At 56.5% G+C, this 14,062-nt stretch carries 12 protein-coding genes; 7 read left to right on the forward strand and 5 right to left on the reverse strand.

Annotated features, from left to right (window positions below):
• The first annotated feature begins 176 nt into the window (after positions 1–176).
• The 5 genes from SOM48_RS01160 (at position 177) to gap (ending at position 3,783) form a co-directional block, all read left to right on the forward strand.
• Positions 177–362: a con-10 family general stress protein gene (locus SOM48_RS01160; protein ID WP_034812569.1), complete on the forward strand. Its 186-nt coding sequence runs from the start codon at positions 177–179 to the stop codon at positions 360–362.
• Positions 363–461: 99 nt separating this feature from the next.
• Positions 462–959: a YciE/YciF ferroxidase family protein gene (locus SOM48_RS01165; RefSeq protein ID WP_034812573.1), complete on the forward strand. Its 498-nt coding sequence runs from the start codon at positions 462–464 to the stop codon at positions 957–959.
• A 381-nt stretch (positions 960–1,340) separates the two neighbouring features.
• Positions 1,341–1,598, forward strand: coding sequence for a hypothetical protein (locus tag SOM48_RS01170; protein WP_054804191.1), 258 nt, complete (start codon positions 1,341–1,343; stop codon positions 1,596–1,598).
• 115 nt (positions 1,599–1,713) lie between these two features.
• Positions 1,714–2,694, forward strand: a complete 981-nt coding sequence (locus SOM48_RS01175) for a GlxA family transcriptional regulator (protein WP_320511260.1) — start codon at positions 1,714–1,716, stop codon at positions 2,692–2,694.
• Positions 2,695–2,772: 78 nt separating this feature from the next.
• Positions 2,773–3,783, forward strand: a complete 1,011-nt coding sequence (gap, locus tag SOM48_RS01180; RefSeq protein WP_320511261.1) for a type I glyceraldehyde-3-phosphate dehydrogenase — start codon at positions 2,773–2,775, stop codon at positions 3,781–3,783.
• Positions 3,784–4,342: 559 nt separating this feature from the next.
• Here the strand turns inward: gap and adhP are convergent.
• On the reverse strand, positions 4,343–5,374 hold the full coding sequence (gene adhP / locus SOM48_RS01185; protein WP_320511262.1) for an alcohol dehydrogenase AdhP: 1,032 nt from the start codon (positions 5,372–5,374) through the stop codon (positions 4,343–4,345).
• A 26-nt stretch (positions 5,375–5,400) separates the two neighbouring features.
• Positions 5,401–6,921: an acetaldehyde dehydrogenase ExaC gene (gene exaC, locus SOM48_RS01190; RefSeq protein ID WP_320511263.1), complete on the reverse strand. Its 1,521-nt coding sequence runs from the start codon at positions 6,919–6,921 to the stop codon at positions 5,401–5,403.
• 273 nt (positions 6,922–7,194) lie between these two features.
• Here exaC and SOM48_RS01195 point away from each other — a divergent pair, with 273 nt between their 5' ends.
• Positions 7,195–8,958 carry a sigma-54-dependent Fis family transcriptional regulator gene (locus SOM48_RS01195; protein WP_320511264.1) on the forward strand — a complete coding sequence of 588 codons (1,764 nt, stop codon included), beginning with the start codon at positions 7,195–7,197 and terminating at the stop codon, positions 8,956–8,958.
• A gap of 27 nt (positions 8,959–8,985) precedes the next feature.
• Here the strand turns inward: SOM48_RS01195 and SOM48_RS01200 are convergent, their stop codons facing one another.
• A complete protein-coding gene (locus SOM48_RS01200; protein ID WP_156884925.1) occupies positions 8,986–9,723 on the reverse strand; it encodes a S1 family peptidase in 738 nt (245 codons plus the stop codon).
• Between the two features lie 457 nt (positions 9,724–10,180).
• On the opposite strand from SOM48_RS01200, the gene uilS reads away from it, so the two are divergent.
• Complete coding sequence (gene uilS / locus SOM48_RS01205; RefSeq protein WP_320511265.1) at positions 10,181–11,041, forward strand: UilS family quorum-quenching N-acyl-homoserine lactonase; 861 nt, start codon at positions 10,181–10,183, stop codon at positions 11,039–11,041.
• Positions 11,042–11,079: 38 nt separating this feature from the next.
• Here uilS and mqo read toward each other — a convergent pair whose 3' ends face one another.
• Together mqo and SOM48_RS01215 are read right to left on the reverse strand one after the other, a co-directional pair.
• On the reverse strand, positions 11,080–12,726 hold the full coding sequence (gene mqo / locus SOM48_RS01210; RefSeq protein WP_076769981.1) for a malate dehydrogenase (quinone): 1,647 nt from the start codon (positions 12,724–12,726) through the stop codon (positions 11,080–11,082).
• A 260-nt stretch (positions 12,727–12,986) separates the two neighbouring features.
• Positions 12,987–13,901: an N-acetylmuramic acid 6-phosphate etherase gene (locus SOM48_RS01215; RefSeq protein ID WP_320511266.1), complete on the reverse strand. Its 915-nt coding sequence runs from the start codon at positions 13,899–13,901 to the stop codon at positions 12,987–12,989.
• Between the last annotated feature and the right edge of the window lie 161 nt (positions 13,902–14,062).

Raw genomic sequence — 14,062 nt, forward strand, 5'->3', positions numbered from 1 at the left:
CCGTTTGGTCTAATTAAAATATATCCTCTTAAACGATATTATATTTTTGTTAATTTCCGCCTTCCCCCTGCCGTTTGACTATTCCCCAAGCGGGTCTAAATTTAATGACGAACGCCGGCGACACTGCTCACAAATAAAGTGTCGTTACACTGAAACAACGAAACAGGAGAAATATTATGGCTGAACATCGTGGTGGCTCAGGTAATTTCGCCGAGAATCGTGAAAAGGCATCAGAAGCAGGCCGCAAAGGCGGTCAACAGAGCGGCGGTAATTTCAAAAACGATCCGCAGCGCGCTTCCGAAGCAGGTAAAAAAGGCGGCCAGAATAGCCACAGCGGCGGCCGTAAATCCGGCAATAACTAATATTGCCGTGATGGAAAATCACTGCTTTGAAATTAAAGATTAATAACTGGCGAGCCAGCGATGGCTCGCTATTTTTAACGCTATTATTGGGTGGATATTATGCAGATTAATACGCTTAACGACCTTTTTATTCATGGTTTATCCGACATTTACAGCGCTGAGAAGCAGTTGGCGCGCGCCCTGACCAAAATGGCGCGTGAAGCCTCTAACGCTGAGCTGGTGCAGGCATTTAAACAGCACCTCGAAGAGACCCATGGTCAGATTGAACGTATCGATATGCTGCTGGAAGCAGAAGCTAACGTGAAACTGAAACGTATGAAGTGTCATGCGATGGAAGGTCTGGTTGAAGAAGCGAACGAAGTGATCGAAGCGAGCGAAAAAGGCACCCTGCGCGATGCGGGCCTGATTGCCGCCGCGCAAAAAGTGGAGCACTACGAAATTGCCTCTTACGGCACGCTCTGCACGCTGGCAAAACAGTTGGGCTATAAGAAAGCAGCTGAGCTGCTGGCGCAAACGCTGGAAGAGGAGAAAAATACCGATAATCTCCTGACTAAAATCGCCACCAGCAAAATTAACCAGAAAGCAGAAGTGGAATAATTCCCCGCTTCGTTGTGGCTGATAACCGCTTTAAATGACAGTGATTTAATCTGCGGTCAATTTAAAGGCGTTATCAGCCAAAAGAGTATGCGCACACCAAGGTAAACGGTACGGCAAAAGTCAGGCAGGGCGAACTCTTGTTATTGCACGATAAATTAACGGCGATAACCTGAGTGGTCATTATTATAAGAATGACCTAATCCCTTGATTTAGCACTTTGATTAGCCGTACTGAATTATTTCAGGATGCACGGTGTGTTACAACGGCATACCTCTTTTACTGGCGTGATCTTTACGATCACCACTCCTGGAACATATTGCGGCAATGTCGGCACCTCGATTCGCAATCAGACAGGCTGTCGTCACCGATGAGGAACAAGATATGCAACAGAACCTGAAACGTGTAAGGAATGTCCGTGTTAATTCGCGCACCAGCGCCGATCTCGGCTGGCAGGTGCAGGATGAGTTTGAACGTACTCGCCTGGAAAAACCCTTCGTACCGGTACAGGTGGTCGCCAGTAATGAAGAAGCACTGCCACGCGCACACCGTGAACCGAAGCTCGATCCGCTCCAGCAATATCTCGTCGCAAGGATGGCGAATCGCCAGCAGGTGAAGGAGCTGGCTGAACAACATGAGTAACAGAGGGTAAAGACCCTCCCGCTATGTGCCTTGCCTGACTTGCCCGGCCTTTATACGCCGGGCATTTTTCGCTCCGCCGGTTGACTTATTTTGTTATCAGCGTACTTTTCAGGACATGAAAACCTTCCTGATTATTGTGCCTGATGGCGGCATGCTGTTTGAATCCGCCGGTATTGCCGACATTCTGATGCAGGCCAATCGCCTGCACCCGGACGGCACCGGTGAACCCCGTTATACCCTGCGTATTGCCACCACCCAACCTCACCCGGTGATCCATGGCCAGTCGGGATTAAACCTGTTAGCCGACCATCGGCTGCCGGAGATCGATCCGCGCAAGCCCTGGGACACCATTATGATCACCGGTCGCGGTAACGACGAAGAGGAAGGCACGGCGGTCGTGGACTGGCTGCGACTTGCCGCTCCCCATGCGCGCCGCGTGGTCTCCATCTGCGGCGGTGCGATGCTGCTGGCGCAGGCGGGTCTGCTGGATGGCCGCCGGGCGACAACACACTGGCGGCTGCTGGAGACGATGCAGCGCTGTTACCCCGCTATCACGGTTGAAAGCGGCCCGCTCTATATTCAGGATGGCCCGGTCTGGACCTCCGGCGGCGTCAGCTCCGGGTTCGATCTTACCCTTGCGCTGGTGGAGGAGGATTACGGATTTACCCTCGCCCGCGATGTGGCGCAGGATCTGGTAATGTATCTGCGCCGCCCCGGCGGGCAACTACAGTTTAGCCGTTACCATCTGCAACAGGCCGAAAACAGCGGGCCAATCAGCACGCTGCAAAGCTGGATATTGCAAAACCTCGCGGCGGATTTAAGCGTTGAGGCGCTGGCCGAACAGGTGGCGATGAGCCCGCGCAATTTCACCCGCGTCTTTACCCGCGAAACCGGCATCTCCCCGGCGCGTTATGTTGCCGAAGCGCGCCTTGTCGCCGCGCGCGACAGGCTCGAGCAGAGCCGCGACACGCTGGAACGCATCGCCCTGCAAACTGGCTTTGGCAGCAGCATCAACCTGCGCCGCACCTTTGAGCGCCAGTTGCACCTCACCCCCGGCGAATATCGCCAGCGTTTCCACCGCCGCACTTTGGCGTAAAGTGATCCTTTTTTGTCATTTACGCCAAAAGATGCCAGGCCTACAGTGAATGCAGACCCCGATTGGAAGGAGAGCATCATGGTTAAGGTTGGCATTAATGGTTTTGGCCGTATCGGCCGCAATGTGTTACGCGCAGCGCTGGGCAATGCAGACGTTGAGATTGTGGCGATTAACGATCTCACCGACAGTAAAACCCTCGCGCACCTGCTGAAGTACGACTCGCTCTCCGGCACACTCCCGGTGCCGATTGAGGCGGGTGAAGGCGAACTGCGGGTGGATGGCAAAACGATCCGCGTGTTTAGCGAGCGCGATCCGGCAGCGATCCCATGGCGCGAGGTGGGCGCAGAGATAGTGATCGAAGCGACCGGCTTTTTTACCGACCGTGAGAAAGCGGCGGTACATATCAGCAGCGGCGGCGCAAAGCGGGTGATTATCTCCGCGCCGGGTAAAAACGACGATTTAACCATTGTACTGGGCGTGAACGACGGGCAGTACGATCCACAAAAACACCTCGTGGTGAGCAACGGTAGCTGCACTACCAACGGCCTGGCTCCCGCCGCCCAGGTGCTGCACCAGTACTTTGGTATTGAGCATGGCCTGATGAACACTACCCATGCTTACACCAACAGCCAGGCGCTGCACGACCAGCCGGAGAAAGATCTGCGCGGTGCGCGTGCGGCGGCGCTCTCAATTGTCCCCTACTCCAGCGGCGCGGCAAAAGCGCTGGGGAAAGTGATCCCGGAACTCGAAGGTCGCCTGACCGGGTATTCGTTACGCGTGCCGGTGCCGGTGGTGTCGATTGTTGACCTGACCGTAACCCTGAAGCGCGATGTGACGGCAGATGAAGTGAATAACGCCTTCCGCGAAGCCGCTGCCGCCGGGCCATTGCAAGGGATCCTCGGTTACAGCGATGAGCCGCTGGTCTCCAGTGATTATCAGGGCGATGCGCGTTCATCGATTATCGACGGGCTCTCAACGCTGGTGATTGGCGGCAATATGGTGAAAATCCTCGCCTGGTACGATAACGAGTGGGGATTCTCCAACCGGCTGGTGGAGCTGGCGGCGCTGATGGCGAAACGCGGGCTGTAAGCGAATTGCCGGATGGCGGTTACGTAAACGGAGCCACTGAAACCGCGTAGGCCGGATAAGCGTGTAACGCGCCATCCGGCATATTCCGCGGCACCGATCGCCGGATGGCGGCTTCGCCTTATCCGGCCTACAAAACCGCGCTTTCAGCGACACCGACTTTGTTTTTATCTGCAATATGACAGCGGCGGTGTTGACCCCCGCTGAAATCGGCGAACCGAAGCGTGAATGACAAGGTCTGGACGCCATGGATGGCGGACAGAGGCGAACCGAGACATGGACTCTTTCCAGCATGGAACGAGTAAGTCGAGTCGAGCCGGCCGCAGTCAGACGCGCGGGAGGTGAGCGCAGTGCGCAGCACCGATTTCCTCGCGGGGCCGCGGGGATTGACAAGGGGAGCGCGGCCGCTCCCCTTGTCCCGTTCACCGCATAAGAGATCAATGAAACTCCCCAATGCCTGGTGAACGGAACCCATCCACCAAAGCCACATACCAACCCCATCGCCGGATGGCGGCTTCGTTGCTGTAGGCCGGATAAGCGTTTACGCGCCATCCGGCAATTTTTACATCGCCATATCCACCACAATACGGCCGGTGATTTTCCCGGCGCGCATGCGACCGAAAATGTCGTTAATGTTCTCCAGCGGCTCCACGGCGATCTCGGCATGCACCTTGTTGCGTCCGGCGAAATCGAGCGCCTCCTGCAGATCTTTACGCGTACCGACAATCGACCCGCGCACCGTAATGCCATCCAGCACCATATTGAAGATCGACAGATCGAACGTGCCTGGCGGCAGACCGTTGAGCACCATGGTGCCGCCACGACGCATCATGGTGGTGGCCTGCGCGAAGGCCTTCGGCGACACCGCCGTGACCAGCACGCCGTGCGCGCCGCCAAACTCCTCGTGAAAACGCGTGCCGGGATCCTCGTTAAGGGCATTTACCACCACTGACGCCCCAAGACGGCGGGCAAACGCCAGTTTCTCATCGTCAATATCGACCGCGGCGACATTCATCCCCATCGCCACCGCATACTGAATGGCTAAATGCCCCAGCCCGCCAATCCCGGAGATTACCACCCACTGCCCGGCGGAGGCTTCGGTCATCTTCAGCCCTTTATAGACCGTCACCCCGGCACAGAGAATCGGCGCGATTTCGTTAAAACCGACATTATCCGGCAGGATGCCGACATAGTTAGCATCCGCCAGGCAATATTCGGCAAAGCTGCCGTTAACCGAGTAACCGGAGTTCTGCTGGCCATGGCACAGCGTCTCCCAGCCGCCGAGGCAGTGTTCGCAATGCCCGCAGGCCGAGTAGAGCCACGGCACGCCGACGCGATCGCCCTCTTTGATATGCGTCACGCCCGCGCCGACGGCAACCACATGGCCAACGCCCTCATGGCCCGGAATAAACGGCGGGTTGGGTTTTACCGGCCAGTCACCTTCTGCGGCGTGCAGATCCGTATGGCACACGCCGGTGGCAGCGATTTTGACCAGGATCTTGCCCGGTGCCACGGCAGGCACCATCACTTCTTCAATCACCAACGGTTGACCAAACGCCTTCACGACGGCGGCCTTCATGCTTTTCAATTGCATTCTTTCACCCTCATGCTGATGGATAATCAATAGAGACCCAGCGGGGAACCGCTGTAGCTGACCAGCAGGTTTTTGATCTGCTGATAGTGGCTGAGCGCCAGTTTGTGGGTTTCACGCCCCACGCCCGAGTTTTTGTAGCCACCGAACGCCGCATGCGCCGGGTAGAGGTGGTAGCAGTTGGTCCAGACACGACCCGCTTTGATCGCACGCCCCATACGCCACGCGCGGTTGATATCCAGCGTCCACAGCCCGGCACCGAGTCCATATTCTGTATCGTTGGCAATTTGCAGCGCTTCCGCCTCATCTTTAAAGGTGGTGATACCGATCACCGGCCCGAAGATCTCCTCCTGGAAGCAGCGCATTTTGTTGTGGCCTTTGATCAGCGTCGGCTGAATGTAGTAGCCCTTTTCCAGCTTATCGCCATGCTCAAGGTGCGCGCCGCCAGCGATAATTTCGCCGCCCTCTTCACGGGCGATGTTGATATAGGAGAGGATTTTGTCGTACTGCTCCTGGGATGCCTGCGCGCCAATCATGGTGTCGGTGTCGAACGGGTCGCCTTTACGAATGTTCTCCATGCGGGCAATCACTTTTTCAATAAACTGCGGGTAGATGGACTCCTGCACCAGCACGCGCGACGGGCAGGTGCAGACTTCGCCCTGGTTGAAGAAGCCGAGCACCACCCCTTCGATCGCTTTATCGATATACTCGGCGTCGCCATTCAGCACATCTTCAAAGTAGATATTGGGGGATTTACCGCCCAGCTCGACGGTGCTGGGGATGATGTTTTCAGCCGCGCAGGCCAGGATGTGGCGGCCAATCGGCGTTGAGCCGGTAAAGGCAATTTTCTCGATGCGCTTGCTGCGCGCCAGCGGCTCGCCCGCTTCCATACCGAAGCCGTGTACCACGTTCAGCACCCCTTTCGGCAGCAGATCGCCCATCACTTCCATCAGCACGCAGATGCCCAGCGGCGTCTGCTCAGCAGGTTTCAGCACCACGCAGTTACCGGCGGCCAGCGCGGGCGCCAGCTTCCAGGCGGCCATCAGGATCGGGAAGTTCCACGGGATAATCTGCCCGACCACGCCGAGCGGTTCATAGATATGGTATGCGACGGTATTGCTGTCGATCTCTGCCGCTGTCCCCTCCTGCGCGCGGACGCAGCCGGCAAAGTAGCGGAAGTGATCGACAGCAAGAGGAATATCGGCACCCAGCGTTTCGCGAATCGGCTTGCCGTTGTCCCAGGTTTCCGTTAACGCCAGCAGCTCAAGGTTAGCTTCGATGCGATCGGCAATTTTTAGCAGCACATTTGCGCGATCCTGCACGCTGGTTTTGCCCCAGCTCTCGGCTGCGGCATGGGCGGCGTCGAGCGCTTTTTCGATATCTTCCGCCCCGGAGCGCGGGAACTCGGCAATCACCTCTCCGGTCACCGGCGAGGTATTCGTAAACCAGCGGCCCTCAATCGGATCGACAAATTCGCCGCCAATATAGTTGCCATAACGCGGCTTATAAGAGACTTTCGCGCCATCAAGGCCAGGGTGCAGATATTTCATAAGGTGTTCCTCGTTATTATCGGTACAGAAGAGGCGTCTCACATCGTGGTGGACAGAAGCATATAAGCAGTTGTTATGCCAACCGCTTATATGCCGTCAACAAAAAGCCAAAAACATTATCAAAATCAATAAGTAATAAAATTTTCATTACGAAAATGCTAAGTGCGGTAACAAAAAAGTGTGATGGCGATTACGGGAAGTGTGTTGCATGTCGCTACATACGCGACACTCATGTGATACACAATTGCAACATTTCAATTATCGGAGAGTAACATGCCATCACGCGCCCGATCGTTGTCCCCCGCCTCGCACGAGGTCAGCCTGCCACATCAACTGGAAGATTCCTGGCAGCGCAGCTCACGTTATGGATTAACCCGGGATGATGACGTGCAGCCCTGGGTGGCCTCCTCTCTGCTCAATGACGCCCGCGCGGAGAATGGCTGGGTGAACCACCTGGTCGCCCCGCTGCTGGCGCGCCTGCGTCCGCAACTCTCCAGCCATCCGTCGATTCTGGTGTTGTCCGATGCCACCGGCCTGGTGCTGGAGACCTACGGGAATAGCGACTTTCTGCATAAAGCGCAGCGTTTTGCCCTCTCGCCGGGCCATTTGTGGGGCGAACACGCGCGCGGCACCAATGCCATCGGCACGGCGCTGGCATTACAGCGCCACTGCGAAGTCTCCGGCGGCGAACACTTTCTCAGCCGTAACGCCGGGCTATTCTGCTCCGCCGCGCCGGTGTTCCGCCCCGATGGGCAGATTGCTGGCGTGCTGGATCTCTCCACCCCGGCACAGACCCCGCGCCGCGATGCTTCGGCATTGATCCGCCGTGCGGTGTGCCAGATTGAACATAGCTGGGCCAGCAGCGCGCTCGGCGCAAACCGGTGGTTGTTAAGCCTGCATCACGATCGGGCGGTGCTCGGCAGCGCGCAGGAGCTGCTGCTTATTTTTGAAGAGAACACCCTGCTCGGCGCGAACCGGCTGGCGATGGAGGAGTTTTCCCTTACCGCCAACCACTTTGGCGCGATGGAGATCGACACCCTCTTCCCCGGCTTCAGTGCAAAAGCCGGTGAGTGCGCCCTCGAATCGAGCCACGCGCGCCACTACTTTGCCCGCCAGACGCTGCCCGCCCGGCGCTACAGCGCGCCGCGTACGGTGTATCAGCCGGATCACATGGCGCGCGAAAAAGAGAAAGCGCTGCGCATCGTTAATGCCGGTATCGCCCTGTGTATTACGGGTGAAACGGGCTGCGGCAAAGAGCATCTGGCGCGTGAGCTTTTTCAGCGCAGCCAGTGGCATGAGGGGAAATTTGTCGCCATCAACTGCGCGGCGCTGCCGGAGCCGTTGATTGAGTCTGAACTCTTCGGCTATGTCCCCGGCGCGTTTACCGGCGCAAACCCGAAGGGGTATATCGGTAAATGCCGCGAAGCCGATGGCGGCGTGCTGTTCCTGGATGAGATTGGCGATATGCCGCTGGCGCTGCAAACCCGCTTGCTGCGGGTGCTACAGGAGAAGCGCGTGACGCCGCTCGGCGCCAACAGCAGCGTGGAGGTCAACTTCACGCTGATTTGTGCCACCCACCAGGATCTCGCCGCGCGCGTGCAGGCCGGCAGCTTCCGAGAGGATCTGCTCTATCGCATTCAGGAGTTTCACCTGCCGATCCCGCCGCTGCGCGCATGGCCGCACCTGCCGGGCTTTATTGAAAAATTGTGGCATGAACTGGGTGCCGCCCGCCGCGGGCTGACATTAAGCGATGAGGTGCTGACCGCGCTGGCGCAGCGACCGTGGCCCGGCAATGTGCGCCAGTTGCTGAGCCAGCTGCGCGTACTGATGGCGCTGGCAGAAGATGGCGATCGCATTACGCTTAGCGATCTGCCGGGCGAGCCGGTAACCGCCGTAAACGCGGCTACCGCGCCGCAGGCCGATGCCCGGCAGGCGATTGCCGAAGCGCAGGGTAACATGAGCCTGGCAGCGAAGAAGCTGGGCATTTCGCGCAGCACGCTCTACCGGCGGTTGGAGAAGGAGCAGCCAGGCCGCTAAGCGGCAGCCCGGCTTCCCTGACAGGCTCTACCCGGCAACGGTGGCGTTGATCCAGTCCGCATAGTAGCTGACGCGCGTGAACTGCTGCGCCGGCAGAATGAGATCCCGCGAGACAATGCCGACAACGTAACGGCTGCCATTGTAATCAGCAAACAATGGGCCGCCTGAATCTCCCCCGGCGGTGGCGTAACCAGCACAGATATGCATCTGCGGCTCGAAATAGGTCGGCGGATAGAACTGCGGGACATCGATACACTGGCTATCTGGCAGCACGCTCAGGTGCCCTTTATAGAGCACATTAGGTTGCAGACCATTTTCATTCACGCCAAAACCCACGCCGGTCAGTGGAATATCCGTCAGCGCTGCGGGCGGCTCATCGCCCGGGTTATTTCCGGCCAGCAGCGCAAAATCGGTACTGGTGGTTTCACGGGCCAGTTTAATTAAAGCGATATCGTATTTTGCCGTGCCCTCCATCGTCGACTCATCATATGAGGGGTGCACAACAACTTTCTCAACCGGCACACTCTCTTTTATTTTTAGCGGCTGGTAACTCTCCGCGCCAATTAAAATATTGGCTTCGGTTAAATCAAATGTAGTGGCGCAGTGGGCGGCGGTTAATATCCAGCGGGAATTAACCAGTACGCCACCGCAGCGGTGCCCGGCGAGCGTATTGTTGGCGTTGATGGTAATAAACTCAGGAAATTCGCCGGGTTGCGCCGGGGTGCCGTTGACGATCCTGACCATGCGGTCACTGGCTGAAGCCATATTTACACTGGCAAATGGCAAAAGCGCGGCGACAACGCAAAGCGCCGTTTTAATTTTTGGGTTCACTCTGTTTTCTCCGAAATAGGGCCGACACGCACGCAGGGCAGCACTAATCGCCGCCTTTTTTGAAATAGCGTGATTCTGTTAACCGGGTCATATTGATGATTTAAAGCTGAGTGAAATATATAAAGCGCGGCGCGGGAAGTAAACAGAGACACTTTTCCTGTTGTTGCGATTATTCTCAACCCACACTTCGCACAAGGCGTACAAAATGATTTAACACCTCATCATCCCTGCTCCGTTATTAATGCCGACATCTGATAAATATTTCAGCATGGCAAAACCCGTTATCTCGGCATTGATATCTGGCGATAAAAAGCGCGGACAGGTAAGATGGCCCTTCACCGTTAAGCGTTTGATTATTCAGACAAATGATAAAAAGGAAATCATAAGTTATATGGATACTTCAACTTACTCGCTCGCCAATGGTATTGCCCTTACCCTGCGCACGCCTGCTGCGACAGGCCCCCATCCTACCGTCGTGTTATGTCACGGCTTCTGCGGCATCCAGCCGATTCTGCTGCCTGCTTTCGCTGAGGCCTTTACCAGGGCCGGTTTTGCTACCGTCACCTTCGATTATCGCGGCTTTGGCGACAGCGGAGGCGAGCGTGGACGGCTGGTGCCTGCTATGCAGATTGAGGATATTCTTTCGGTTGTAGTGTGGGTCGGCGAGCAGCCCGCGCTGGATGCCGGGCGCATCGGAGTGTGGGGCACCTCATTTGGCGGCTGCCACATCTTCGCCGCTGCCGCGCAGGATGCGCGTATAAAATGCGTGGTCAGCCAGCTGGCGTTTGCCGACGGTGAGGCGATCGTCACCGGCCATATGAATGAAGGCGAAAAGCGCGCCTTTATCGACACGCTGGATAAGATGGCGCAGAAACAGCAGGCGACCGGCAAAGAGATGATGGTGGCGATTACGCGCGTGCTCTCCGATGCGGAATCAAAAGCATTCTTTGAGGAGAACCGCACCCGCTTCCCGCAGATGGATATCAAAATCCCCTTTTTGACCGTTCGCGAAACGCTGAATTATCACCCTGCCGAGTGGGCAGCAAAGGTGAGCTGTCCGACGCTGGTAGTAATTGCGGCTGAGGATAGCGTCAACCCGCCCGCACAAGGCCGGGCGCTGTTTGACGCAGTGGCAGCAGCAGAGAAAGCGCTGCACGAAGAGGCCGGCGCGCGCCATTACGATATCTATAGTGGGGAGGCGTTTGAGCGTGTCAGCAAGGTGCAAACCGCATGGTTTGCCCGCCATCTGTAGGGCATAAAAAAAGGCGCACCGCGGTGCGCCTCTCTTATTTACAGCGCCATATCATGCTGTGGCGCGTTTTCGCTCTTCGGCGCGGCTGGCGTTGCAGCCTGCGCGTCTTTCATGTCGATAACCGGCGGCTTGGTCAGCTCCAGCGCGGCGGCGGTGTCATCCCACACCTGCTGCGTCAGTGCGACGTTGCCGTTCAGATGCTGACCAAAGCTTGGTACAACCTCTTTGATCTTGCTCTGCCACTCCGGCGAGTTGAACTGCTCCGGGAACATCTTCTTGATGACGTTCAGGGCAATCGGCGCTGCGGTAGAGGCACCCGGCGATGCGCCTAACAGCGCAGAGAGGGTTTTCGGCTGATCGACCACCACTTCGGTGCCCAGCTTCAGCACGCCGCCTTTATCTTCATCTTTCTTGATGATCTGTACGCGCTGACCGGCCTGGATCAGTTTCCAGTCCTCTTTACGTGCCTGCGGGTAGTACTCTTTCAGCGCTTCAAAGCGGTCGTCGTCGCTCAGCATCACCTGACCCATCAGGTATTTCACCAGGTCAAAGTTATCCAGACCTACATGGGTCATCGGCATAAAGTTGCTGGTGGTGGTGGTGCTCAGCAGATCAAAGAAGGAGCCGTTTTTCAGGAACTTGGTCGAGAAGGTCGCGAATGGCCCGAACAGCACCACGCGTTTACCGTCAATGACGCGCGCATCGATATGCGGAACCGACATCGGCGGTGCGCCCACGGAAGCCTGACCATACACTTTCTGACGGTGAATGTTGGTTACAGCCGGGTTTTCGGTCATCAGGAAGGAGCCGCCTACCGGGAAGCCCGCATAGTTGTCCGCTTCCGGAATACCGGTTTTTTGCAGCAGCTTCAACGCGCCGCCACCGGCACCGATAAAGACATATTTCGCATCGATGGTGTGCTCATCGCCGCTTTTCACATCTTTGATCGTCACATGCCAGGAGTTGTCAGCATTACGTTTGAAATCGGTGACTTCAGACGAAGTTTGCAGCGAGAAGTTTTTGCTCTTTTTCAGGCTACCGATCAGCTGGCGGGTAATTTCGCCATAGTTCACATCGGTACCGACCGGAGTCCAGGTCGCGGCCACTTTTTGCTGCGGATCGCGCCCTTCCATCACCAGCGGTGCCCACTGCTTAATTTGCTGGTGATCGGTGGAGAATTTCATTCCCTGGAATAACGTGGTTTGCTGCAGCGCGGCATAACGTTTTGCCAGATAATCCACATTATCGCCCCAGACAAAACTCATGTGCGGCGTGGAATTAATAAAGGAGTGCGGGTTGGTTAAAATACCGCGCTTCACCTGGGTGGACCAGAACTGGCGGGAAATCATAAATTGTTCATTAATTTCCAGCGCCTTGGTGACATCAATGGAGCCGTCTTCACGCTGTGGCGTGTAGTTCAGTTCCATATTTGCCGAGTGACCGGTACCGGCATTATTCCAGCCGTTAGAGGACTCAAGCGCAACGCCGTCGAGCTTCTCAACCATCACCTGTTTCCACTCAGGTTGCAGGGTCTGCAGCCAGGTGCCCAGGGAGGCGCTCATGATACCGCCGCCAATCAGCAGGAAGTCGGTTTTTTGGTTCTCTTCCGCCCATGCACTGGTCGCAGAGCTGACGAGCATCGCGACGGCGCTGAAGGCAATAATTGTTTTTTTCATTGCAGGCATAATTATTCGGTTAGGTAACAACAAGTGATTCGTGGTGACGCATATTAACGTATTTTTACGTTAATTTAAAATATCATTCACAAAATAGAATAATTTTGTTTTTATTTGCTCTTTGCTTTTTTTAATTAAAAAAAGTAGTGGCGCACTCTGTGTGGACTTATTTTGGTGGGAATTTATCTTAGGGGGAGAAATAAAATTTAGCGTATTTCAATTAAATGGAAAATAAATAACGGCCGCACGCAGCGGCCGAATAGCGATTATCAGGCGTCTACTCTTTCACTTTCTGCACCAGCGATCGCCAGACGCAAATGGCGATGGTTCTCTGCCAGCAAAACCTGCGCCCGCGAAGCACTCACGCCGGTCAGCAGCATTAAAATGGCAGCGCGACACTCATTATTCGCCTGCGCCAGCGCACGTTTCGCCTCTTCACGTGTGCAGTTGCTTGCCGCCATCACCAAGGCGATCTGCCGCTCGGCCCAGTGCAGATTCACCGGTGTCACGTCGACGCGCAGGTTGCCATAAACGCGTCCACTACGAATGGCCACCCCGGTAGAAAACATGCTGAGGATCTGCTGCTGTGCCAGCTGCGCTTTTGGCTCGCCAAAACCGCTTACTGCTTCGGCTCCCGTATCGGGCGCAATGACAATATCGGCGTACTGCGCCGCTTCGCACGCCTGTGCGCGAGTGATCAACGCCACGCATGCCCCAAGCGCCCTCGCCTGCTGCAGCGCCCCGTTTGCCCACGGTGTTTTGCCGCTTAACGACAGCACCACCAGCATATCCCGCGCCGTTAGCCCCAGCGCCTTGAGATCGTTACCGCCGCAGGTGTAGTCGCTCGCGGCGCGATCCTGCTCTGTTTTCCTCGCCCGTGCGCCACCGGCCATTAACGCCAGCAGCCCGTGCTGGCTATCCGGCGCGAACGCCTCGACGGTTTGTACTGCCGCCCGCCCCGAGGCACCCGCCCCGGCAAGCACCACTCTTGCGCCCTGGTTAAGCGTCGCGCTGGCGTTATCAACCAGCCGGGCGATCGCCGGCAGACAGGCGGTAACCGCCTGCGTGACCTCTTCACTCTCCTGATGGATAAGCGTCAGCATATCCAGCGTGGCGAGGCGGTCGATATCGCCCGTGCGGCTATTACGACGCGCCTCCATTGAACCGTTTGGCTTACTGCTCATACCCTGCTCCTTGTTAAAGGTTCCCCACACACTATAAGGGTATTTGCGCTTGCTGCTTGCGAGTGGGGTCACGCTTCCCGGCGCGACTATTTTTCCTCATTTATCACGCGGCTTTATGAATTGCCGCCCATCGGCGATAATAGCTTTTCTCAGTTGAATAA

This window comes from Kosakonia sp. CFBP8986 (assembly GCF_034044935.1).
Taxonomy (GTDB): domain Bacteria; phylum Pseudomonadota; class Gammaproteobacteria; order Enterobacterales; family Enterobacteriaceae; genus Kosakonia; species Kosakonia cowanii.